Genomic DNA, 10,879 nt, shown 5'->3' with positions numbered 1-10,879 from the left:
ATCGGCGATCCCCCCTCCGTTCTGCTTGAGCATCCAGATGCAGTCCTTCTGGCTGGGATACAGGTCGGGAATGCCCAGCCCCTTGAGGTCAAGACCGGGAAAGCTCTGGTGCGAGCCGTCGTACTTGGGACGGACGAAGCAGTTGAACTTGCGGTTATACATGTCCGCCATTTTCCGCTTGAACTCCGGCGACTGTTCCATGAGCCAGTCGGAGAAGCCGTTACGGATCTCGTCAATCTTGCTGTTAGCAAGCAGGGTAACCTCCGGATCACGTATCTTCATTTCCTTGCCCGTCTTGTCCAATACGGTCTTGGTGATGTTGGGCGTGGTGTTGTGGATGGCATGGCGCATAAGGGCGATGCCGTTGAAGATGCGGCTTTCCGAACGCACCGAATATTGGTTCATGATGCGTGGGGATGTCATATCGGCCTTGATGCTGTACTCGTCGTTGCTGGCGGTATAACGGACGGACACGTCCGTGTCGAACAGCCATGAGGCGTAGCGGCTGTACACTCCCGCCGGTATCCAACGCTCGCCGAAATTGAAATCCAGATCCTCGAAAGGTATGGGCGTGGGCAGCGACTGCCGCAGGGCTTCGAGGGAAATACGTGCCTCGCCGTTGTCGGGATGCGACAGCAAATATTCCTCGATGTGTTCGGCCTTGGCCATGACGTTGCCGGAAATGAAACGGTCGGCAATCTCGTAGTTCTTCGAGAGGGGATTGTAAAATATCCGTCCACGCAGTTCCTCCAACAAGTCAGATTGCGATTTGTCGGTCAGGGACTCCATGTACGCCATGTCCACGTTGCCGTACTTGTTGAGCGAGGCGGTGAGTGCCTCGTGCACATCATCGGTATGGGTGATCTCGTTGATGTTGTACGAGACGGGATGGTCGAAGATGTCGGCCTTGACCGCCCGGCCGTCGATGTAACGTTCCAGCGACAATATCTCACGGTTGCCCGCATCCATGCGGAACAGGTCGATGTTCTTCCTGTCGTTCAGATTGCCGAACTGACGGATGAAGTCATCGTAAAGAGTGTTGAGCATGGTGCGCAACGCCGGATTTGCGGCATGGGCGGCCGCCTCGTTCTCGTACAGGTGATGGTAGGTGTCACGTATCTCGATGTAGAGCGACGCACGGCGTCGCTGGCGTTCGGGCAGATCCAACGGGTTGAATACCGGTGCGGCCCCGCCAATGGCGGAGAGGTAGCCTATCTGCCCGTCATCGTCCACAAGGGAGCCGTTGCGGTGGTGTCCCTGCAGGCCGGCCGGATAAGGACGGGGCTTCATGCGTTCCTGCCGTGCGGCCTCTTCCTCCTGCCGGCGGCGTTCCTGTTCTTGCCGTTCCCGCTCCTGCCGCTCTTTCTCTTGGGGAGTCGGTTCGGCCGGGGCGGGATGTTGCTCCAACGGTGGCATATCGAAAAGGGACAACTGCCTGGAGTCCTTCTTCGTGCTCCTTGTTTTCCTTTTCCTGACCTGTGAACGCTCCTCTTGTGTGAAGCCGAAAAGGTCGTACAGGGACATGACCGGCTCCGGCGTGGTCTTTGCGGCGGTTGGCCGGGCATCCGTTGAGGGCTGCTCCGGCGTGGAAGTCCGACGCTCCACCTGTACCGCCTGTCGATCCGTAGAAGTGGAATGTCCGTTCATGTTACCGGACCGGTTGATTTCCCGCACCTGTGCGATGCGTTGCTGCATGGTTTCCGCCGGACGGCTCACCAGATTGCGGAACTCCTGCACGGGTGAATGGCGGAGATACAAGTCCAGATCGAGCTGTTCCGAGAGGTTGCGGTCAAGGAAATACTTCATGTCGGCGGCGATGGCTTCCATACCCCCGTCATGCAGGTAGATGCGTGCCGGCTTGCCGTAGGGATCGGTACCGACATGGCCACGTGTATGCACGATGGCGGCGGTATGCTCGAAATACTCGTTCTGCGTCGTCCCGTCGGCCTGCGTGCCGACTTCCACGAAAGACCGTTCGAGTGACGTATATTCCCTTTGGGAAAGCGTGTCCTTCTGCAAGATGATCAGGTCGCTGCCCACCTCCGTACCGGCATAGTCGGTAAAGAGGTTGTTGGGCAGGCGGACAGCCGATAACAGCCGGGATCGGTTCATCAGGTATTGCCTTACGGGATAGGCCATAGCGGAGTTCATCACCCCCTGTGAGGTGATGAAGGCGAGGACGCCTCCCTCACGGACGGCATCCAACCCTTTGGCGAAGAAATAGTTGTGCAGGCTGTTCAGCGCAAAACGCCTCGCCGTGCCGTTGTCGAAGGAGGGATCGAAAACACGTATGTCACCGAAGGGGATGTTGCTGCTCACCACATCGAAATAGCCGTTGCGGTGCGGGGGCAACTCCTCGAAGCCCTTGATATTGACCTGCGCTTCGGGATGGAGCCGGGCAAGGATGCGGCCGGTAAGCAAATCCTTTTCATAGGCAACAATTTCGGGAATGTTGCCGGATGCGGAGTGGCATTGCGGTCGGAAGGCCGAGACAAAATTGCCGGTTCCCGATGAAGGATCGAGAAAACGGCCGGGCGACACTCCGTGTTCGCCCAAAGAAGAGGCAATGGCATTGACAATTGTCGGCGGCGTGTAGAAAGCGGTAAAGGTGGATGCCTTCACGCTTGCCACCAGCCTCCTGTACTCACGCTCGTCAGCGGCCCCGTCACGCAGGACGTTGTGAAGTTCCGTAATCAGGGGGAACAGTTCACGGTCGGTCTGTGTCCAGCGGAGTATGTCGGTGAGTTTCCCGAAAGGGGAAAGAACCGCCTTGATACCTCCGAACCCGGAGTAGGCGGTGAGTATGCCCGCTTCCTCCGGTGTGGCGGTGCGCTGTTCCTTCTCCAAACGGAACATCAGCCGGATTACCTCTATATTGTCCCTGAGATGCGCCTTTTTATTATAAGCCATTCTCTTCCAACCAGATTACAACCATACCTGTCAGCTCGTCATAGAGCTGCCCGAACTCCGGGCTGAACATGAAATCATCCGAGAGCGTATAGCCGGCGAAGACCTTCCGGCATTCGGGAAGCAGCTGCAAGGCCACGCTGCGTGCGCTGCCTTCGGGGACTTCGGCGGCGAACTCGTTCCAGAGGACGGTAACCAGCGTGTCCAGAGGAGAGAAATGCAACCCCTGAAAAAGCAGGGCGTTCGCCTGTTGTGCCGCATCGTCGTAGGTCAGGCCGGAACGGACGGCTGCGCTGAAGGCTTCGGCGGCCTGCTCGCTACGGGTGGCGACAAAAGACTCGTCATCCGCCAAATCGGGATGCGACTCACGCAGGAAGGACAACAGGGTAAGACGGTAGTAAGACAATTCATCCGGTTCTTCCGCTACGGATACCGGCACGTTGGATTTATTCTGATTCATATAATTATCGTTATTAAGTGATACAATTCCGGACGGGTTATCTCTTCCTGCCGCTTTTTTCTCCCTGCGGTTTCCTGTCCGGGAAGGAATAGCCTACGGTAAAATCGGGATTAAGCACCAGTGCGGCATCGAAGCTCCTGCCCTCACGGTTCCTGAAGCCTTTGACAAGAGGGGTGCGGCCTGTGGTCACCAGCCCGACAATCTGTTTGTCGGTCAACACCTTGCCTCCCTTGTTGCGGAACAGGGTGAATCCGCAATCGACATCGGCGCATTTGGCGACCTTGTCGAAGAACAGGATGCGGCTCTTCTTGCATTTGGGACAGGTGCATTGCTCCCCTGAAGGAGCGACATCGAGGGTGGCGGCCAGCAGTTCGGCAACGATCTGTGCGGTATAGACCTCTATGTCCCGGCGGAAAGAGGGCGCATCGGCCTCTCCGGTTTCTATTTTGGCGAGGGTTTCCTCCCACGCCGCTGTCATTTCGACATCGGCAATCTTCTTGTCCTTTACCGTATCGTAAACCGCCAGTCCTTTTTCGGTGGGCACAAGGTTCTTCTTGTCCCGGCGTATATAGTTACGGGCGAACAATGTCTCGATAACGGCCGCACGGGTGGCCGGAGTTCCGATACCGGCCTCCCAGATTGCGGTACGCAGCTGCCCGTCGCCGATCTCCCTGCCGCAATGCTCCATAGCGGAGAGCAGCGAACTTTCGGTATGCAGCGGTTTGGGCTTGGTCTGCTTCTCCACCGTTTCGGAAGCGAGCAGCGGCAGGGTTTCATCCGTCTGTAACTCCGGCAATGTGGCTTCCTCCACCTCCTCTTCCGGTTCACCACGCACGGCACGCCAACCGGCGGATTTGACGACCGCCCCCTTGAGGGTGAATATCTCACCGCCTGCGGACAAGGCAACTTCGGTCATTTCCTTGACGCAATGCGGGGAGAAGGCTTCGAGCAGGCGTGCGGCAACCATTTCGTAGATAGCCCGCTCGTCCTGCGACAGACCTTCGGGCAGGTTCTCGGTAACGAGCAGCGCATGGTGGTCGGTGACTTTGGCATCATCGACCGGACGGCGGTTGAGCGGTGTGTCCCGCAAAGCGGATGCGATGGCGGCGAAGCGTGGATATTGTTGCAAGAGCGTTATGCGTGAGGGAATCTCCTCGAAGACATCTTCGGATATATAACGGCTGCCGGTACGCGGATAACTTAGCACCTTCTTCTCATACAGGCTTTGCGCAAGCGTGAGCGTCTTGTCGGCCGAGAAGTCCAGTTTGCTGTTGGCCTCTTTCTGCAAGGCGGTCAGGTCATAGAGCAACGGCGGCTCTTGAACGGCCTCCCTGCGTTCTACGGAAGTGACGGCAAGCGTACCGCCGTCCTTAACCTCACGAAGCTTGGCGGTGGCTGTGTCGAGATCATCGAAGCGGTTCTGTGAGAGTGCGGAAAAGTCGATGCCGTTTTTAGAGACCGAAACCTTTATCCGGAAATATGTCCGGGACTCGAACTGCCTGTTCTCCCGGTAGCGTGAGCAGATCATCGCCAATGTGGGTGTCTGTACCCGTCCCAGGGAGAACACGCCCTGTCCGGCGGCAAGGCTGAGTGCCTGAGAGCTGTTGATGCCCACGAGCCAGTCCGCCTCGCTGCGGGCTTTGGCGGAGAGGTAAAGGTTGTCGTAAAGGCTTCCCTCCCTGAGATTCCGCAACCCCTCACGGATGGCCTTGTCGGTGAGCGAGGAGATCCACAGACGGGCAAAGGGCTTGGTAAAACCGAGATAGTTGTACACGTAACGGAAAATCAACTCGCCCTCACGACCTGCGTCGGTGGCGACGATGATGGACTCGCACCTGTCGAACAGGTCCCGGATCACTCCCAATTGCCTGACGACTCCGGGATCGTCCTTGTAAGCCTTACCCTCTCGCACCTGGCGGGGAACAAGCCTGAACTCTTGTGGCAATATGGGCAGGTGTTCCCGACGGAAACCGGAGAGACCGTAACTTTCGGGCATGGCAAGACCGACCAGATGCCCGAATGCCCATGCCACGGCATATCCGTCCCCCATTAGATATCCCTCTTTCCGTTGGCGTGCGCCCACTACGGACGCTATGGCCTGCGCCACGCTGGGCTTTTCTGCAATGATAACTTTCATATATAATGTATTATTTATGTGAATGGTTAAATGGATACTCCTTTCTTATCGGTTTTCTGTACCGGGCGGTTCCGGCTGACGGTGTTTTCCGGCTTCGTGCCGTCCTGACGGACGGCCGCCTGTTGCGACTGTCCCTGCTTTTTGCTCTTGTCCGGGTTCCATTTGAAGAAATCGAACTTTGCCCGCTCGTGGTTGACACGGACGAAAGCACTGAACAAGTTTCCCTCGTTGTCAGTCATGTCCTTGATATGGACTGTCTTGCCGGCGGCTAACTTCTCCCGTACCTCGGGTGTCAGCCCGACGCCTTTGAGTACCTGTGGTATGACCAGTTCACGGCTTCGCATCTGTGTCTCTGATTGCGCCTGTTTGCGATTCAGCCCCCTGAAGTCATAAGTGAAGCCGCCCTTGCAGACGTTATACTGGAGGCGTGCGTCGTAATATCCCTGTTTCTTTTCGGACCACATGTTCTCAACCAGCACGGACTCGCCCCGTGCCAGCCTTGTGGTCTGGTCGTCGGAGAGTCGTACTCGGTTCACTTCCTGCGGTATGGTGATTTCACTGACCGGAACATGGTGCAGGCGGTTGGTTTTGGGATTGAGCGAGAGCAGACACGGCTCACGCACTCCTCCGGCAAGTTCCAGCTCAACGACGCAGCCGGCATTGTTGCTCCTGGAAAGATTCTCTTTCACTTCGGGAGAAAGCTCCGTACCCATGTACGGTCGGTCCAGTTCGGGATACCGCTTGCAGCACTCCACGTTCAGGACCGGTTTGCCGCCGGCTGATTCCACCAGACGAATGCAGGCCGGCGTTTCAAAGTCGATACCCTCGAAGGAGATCCTGATGTCGAGGACGGCGGACTCGTGGCCGTTCAGCAGGCGTTGCATGCCCGTTTCGCCCAACGATTCGGGGGTTACGCCCATGCGTGCGAGCTGCTGCCAATCCATCTCGTCCACTCCCCAACGGGTGGTCTGTTGCGGAGTGTCGCCCGTGATGCTCTGCTCCTGTGCCGGTTGCCGGATGTCAATGGCGTAACTGGAAAGAAGCTGTTCGTTCTCTTTGGGAAACTTGAATATTTCCACCAGGTCCTTGGCTGCGGATAACATTTCCACCGGCAGGTGGTAGAAGCGGAAGTCCGACGGTCGATCATACTGGCGGTTCATGTTGGAGAAGAACGTCCCGATCACGGACTCGTTGCGGTCGATGTGCAGAAAAGTCTCGGAGGGCTTTGCCTGTGCCAGCGGTTTGGTGCGGAGTGAACCGTCAGGCTCAATACCCTGAACGATGTGCGGCGTGTTACCCTCGGAGGCGTTGGTGACTACCAATGCCTCGTTCTTGAAATCTTTGAGATTGTCCATAAATCAATCGGATTAAATTGTGAAACAATAAAGTTAATTGCGGTACGAAGGTAGGCTTAAGTGGTTGTAGGACGAGAGGGAACGTGACGATCGGGTACAAGTGGCTACCGGTTGGCATGAAATGTCTCCTGTTTCCTATTTTGTGTGATTCGTTTTATACATCGCAGGCAACATCAAGACGTTGCGGAAGAATCATTCATCGGATATTTTAGATGATCCGAACGGCGGGCCGGAAAAGAACGGTCCCGTTTTTGAGTACATGACAGAGAATACGGTGGGGTAGGAGGATTATCAAGAAAAGTATCCCATGGGTATCGGCCAGCTTTTTTTGATATTGTGACTTTTCCGGGAGTCATGAAATGTTTTCCTTCGAGATAAAACTAAGAATAGTTAATAGAATAAATGCTTAAACAACAGCAAATATATCCTTGCCTTATTTATCAGGGTAATACCATACTATAATTTTGGGGATAGCTATTGTTGCTTTGTCTGTATTTAATTATTGACCAATGGGGGATTCTCACAACTTTTCTGCCTTTTTATTTATACAACTTTTTATTTCAAACAGTGATTGATTTATTCAACTATTTGAATATTTGTTGTTTTAGTATCGGATTATAGAAAAAAGTAATGTTTTAGCGACCGTCCTATTTTTATCATTTTGCGTTGCATTACTATTGGAAAACTTTTTCACAGGCAAAAATACCAGCTTTTCTGAAAATATGAAATTTTGAAACGTTTTTCTTTCGGAAGCATATCAATATTGATTGATCAATCAATTGGACGTTTAGACGGCAAATAGAGTGTTTAGGAAGATATTGGCGGGTAGTGTGCCTCTGCATTCGAAATAAATTTTGTATCTCACACATGGGGAAGATTCTCCAAAGCCGAATCTCGTATTTTTCTATTTTCCTCCATAGAGCTAACTCCACATGCCAATTTGTAAGGGAAGGTTTCATCCTCCGGGGCACAAAGATCCTCTATTCGGTTTGCTCGTACTGTATTTTTGATCTTTGTGCCCCAGACAAATAGTTTATGATTTGTTGGCTGGTTTTCGGTAAATAAGAAAAAATATTATTTTTTTGGTGGATTATCCACTTTGTCATTTTATCACTATAATAGTTTATGTAGTTGACGAGATGCCGGGAATAATTTTAATGAGTATCCTGATACCATAGCGTTTGATTATAATCATTTGCTTTAACATTATGGCTTGGTTCAGATGTTGTTATTCCAGAATATGAATTTATTGGCACTGCACCACGGCTTGCTGAGTAATATTTTTCTGTGTGTGTTTTGTAAGGAACTACTTTATTTAAAGTTTCAGAAAATTGTAACAGCAGAGTGCTGTCGTTTTTACATAATACTTTTACATAATCCCCGTAATCGTAAAAAATAACAGGACTGTATCCATCCATAGGCTGTACAAAGCCTTCTTGGGTATTATCAAATATGTATTGTTGGTTTATTCGTTTCATCAGTGCCGCCAAATTATCTAATTCGCTACAGTTTGTTACGGCTAAAGTTCCATAAGGATATTGATAGGTGGAATAAAATTGATGGAAAGCATCACATGCCGCCTTATAATTTGGTTCTCTTGATAAAAGATGTTTTCCCATTGTGGAATAAGGCATGCCGAATGCCATTATTTCCGTGGGGCAAGCTATTATGTAATCTGTTATATGACGTAGCTCGTACGCAGTCTCTAAGGAGGACATATAGCAATCGTCGAATAAGATATATTCCATAGATAATCCACTATTTTTTATACTGTTGGAAAGGGTTTTTATATCTGTTTGGTATTCGGCGGATAGCCCGCCAAAGAAACGTGTTTGAGGTACATTCTTGTATTCCCAGTGATGCCTGAAATCCTGCAACATTCTTGACTTGCTGCCATTAACAGGCAGCCATCCCATACCATGGCAACCTATAATCATGGAATAGGACTTTGCCGGGGCAAATGTCTTCATATCATTGAGAATATCTGTTAATACAGGTTCTATGGTAAATTGGGGATTTTCGTATTCTTTCAAAATGGAATGGATACAATTTCCATTTTGAAAGAATAATTTCAAACATTTGGGCTTTGATGGGACTTGTAGAAAGAAAAACAATCACTCTTTCATTCTTCAAGCCTGTTTCTTTTATGGCATATTCCATATCAGAAATATTGTTATAGAAATAGTCTATTAAATCCTCGGACCATGGGAAATACATAAAGGTGGTTCTTTGATTAATTTCCGGCTCAAATTCTTCTTTTTCGCAGGAGAATAAGACGAATAAAAAAGATAAGAGTGTTATTAGATTCTTGATTCCCATATAACTTTTATTTATAATTTTATACTCACTTTTATTCTGCCAAAAATCTTTTGTGACTGCAAATTTAGAAATTTAAGTCGAAAACAGTAATAGCTTGTTTCAAATTGTTGCAATTCTACCTGGAAACATATTTTAATACAGTTAACATTGTTGATAAAATATCAACTTACCCAATTCGATTCATATGGTGTTTTGTTTGCTGTTTTGCTTCTTTCATGCGATTTTTGCATTTTTTTATGCAAACAGTTAATTCGTATAATCATTTGTAATGTATTTATAGTTATGGCAACAGTAAAAACGGTATTAGTAAAGGGGCGGTGTAATAGTCGCGGGGCCTATCCATTGGCTGTGCAGGTCCTTCATAAACGGAAAAAGAAAGTTTTTTATACAGGATACAGCATTACCCCCTGTGAGTTTGATTCTTTTAGCGGACGAGTACTCTTTAATGGTGTATATACCATGGAAACTGTCCGACGCATGAACCGTACATGCCGGAAAATTTGTAAAATCTTGGATAAAGCCATAGGCATATTGGAAAGGGAGGGTAATGAATATACGACATGTGATATATCCAGAGTCTATGAAACCCTGACTGGCAAAGTGGGTTTTTACAGCTATTTCCGTGAGAGAATCCGTGTGCTTTTCGACACCGGGCATGAAGGGACGGCAAAAGCGTATGAGGCGACCCTGCATTCCATGCAAAAACATTTGTGTAAGACTGATTTTCCATTTGCACATCTTTCTTCCCGCCTTGTCATTAAGTATCGTGATACTCTCCTGGAGGCCGGTGTGGGCAAGAATACGATAGGGTTTTATTTACATAATATGAAAGCGGTGTACAGGCGTGGATGTCTTGAATTGAATCTGGTATTTCCTTCACCTTTTTGCAATATCAGAATCCGGTCTGAAAAGACCGTCAAACAAAGTCTTCCTATGAAGCAGGTGAAGTCTCTTGCCAACCTGTCACTTTCAGTCGGAACACCGGAATGCTTGGCCAGAGATGTTTTTATGTTCAGTATCTATACTCGCGGAATGTCATTCGTAGATATTGCTTTTCTAAAAAAGAGCGATATTTTTCCCGGGGTAATCCGCTATAGAAGGCAGAAGACCGGTCAGTTGCTTGAAATAGGTATTAACCGGCAGATACAGAGTTTGCTGGAAAGGTATGGAGATACTTCCGGTGACTATCTTTTCCCTCTGGTTGATGAATCTGAAACTCCTTATTCGGGGTATAAAAAAGCTTATAACAAGATAAGGTATACACTGAAAAAGATTTCCGAAAGAATCGATATAAATATTCCTTTGCGTCTGCATGCTGCCCGTCACTGCTGGGCAACAATGGCCCGTGAAAACGGTACCCCGCTTCATACCATCAGTGAATGTTTGGGGCATTCTTCGGAGAAAGTGACCAGAATTTATCTGAAGGAACTTGACCGGTCGGTACTGGACGAAGTGAATAATCACATAGCAGATAATATATGTTAATTTTATAGTTATGGTGTCCTATTTAATTGGGGATATGATATATTTGCAAGCATGCTCTTGTATTCTCCATGACAGAGAGTGGAAAGCCTATTAATAGACTGTTTTTATTTGCAAAAAACAATGTTATGACAACATTGAAATTTCGGTCGCAAAGTTAGACAGATGTCAATTAACTATAATTATCATAACAAGTCTGTTTTTTATCTTTTTCACTCA

The 10,879-nt window shown here is 49.7% G+C and carries 5 protein-coding genes and 1 pseudogene; 1 reads left to right on the top strand and 5 read right to left on the bottom strand.

Going from position 1 to position 10,879, the window contains the following annotated elements:
* The 5 genes and pseudogenes from BSCG_RS04780 to BSCG_RS04800 all read right to left on the bottom strand — a co-directional run.
* Nucleotides 1-2,910, bottom strand: a 2,910-nt coding sequence (locus tag BSCG_RS04780; protein WP_008777085.1) for an N-6 DNA methylase, incomplete at its 3' end; no start/stop codon positions are given.
* Nucleotides 2,900-3,367: a DUF1896 domain-containing protein gene (locus tag BSCG_RS04785; RefSeq protein ID WP_008777084.1), complete on the bottom strand. Its 468-nt coding sequence runs from the start codon at nt 3,365-3,367 to the stop codon at nt 2,900-2,902. The genes BSCG_RS04780 and BSCG_RS04785, both read right to left, overlap by 11 nt.
* A gap of 37 nt (nt 3,368-3,404) precedes the next feature.
* A complete protein-coding gene (locus BSCG_RS04790; RefSeq protein WP_008777083.1) occupies nt 3,405-5,504 on the bottom strand; it encodes a type IA DNA topoisomerase in 2,100 nt (699 codons plus the stop codon).
* A gap of 26 nt (nt 5,505-5,530) precedes the next feature.
* Nucleotides 5,531-6,859: a DUF3945 domain-containing protein gene (locus BSCG_RS04795; protein WP_008777082.1), complete on the bottom strand. Its 1,329-nt coding sequence runs from the start codon at nt 6,857-6,859 to the stop codon at nt 5,531-5,533.
* 1,154 nt (nt 6,860-8,013) lie between these two features.
* Nucleotides 8,014-9,178 (bottom strand): annotated as a pseudogene (locus tag BSCG_RS04800) (clostripain-related cysteine peptidase).
* 282 nt (nt 9,179-9,460) lie between these two features.
* Between BSCG_RS04800 and BSCG_RS04805 the strand changes: the two are divergent.
* Nucleotides 9,461-10,663 carry a site-specific integrase gene (locus tag BSCG_RS04805; RefSeq protein ID WP_008777080.1) on the top strand — a complete coding sequence of 401 codons (1,203 nt, stop codon included), beginning with the start codon at nt 9,461-9,463 and terminating at the stop codon, nt 10,661-10,663.
* Nucleotides 10,664-10,879 lie beyond the last annotated feature (216 nt).

Origin of the sequence: Bacteroides sp. 2_2_4 (assembly GCF_000157055.1) — a bacterium.
GTDB lineage: Bacteria > Bacteroidota > Bacteroidia > Bacteroidales > Bacteroidaceae > Bacteroides > Bacteroides ovatus.
Note: the sequence above shows the minus strand (reverse complement) of the source record. Positions and strands in the feature narration are given on the sequence as shown.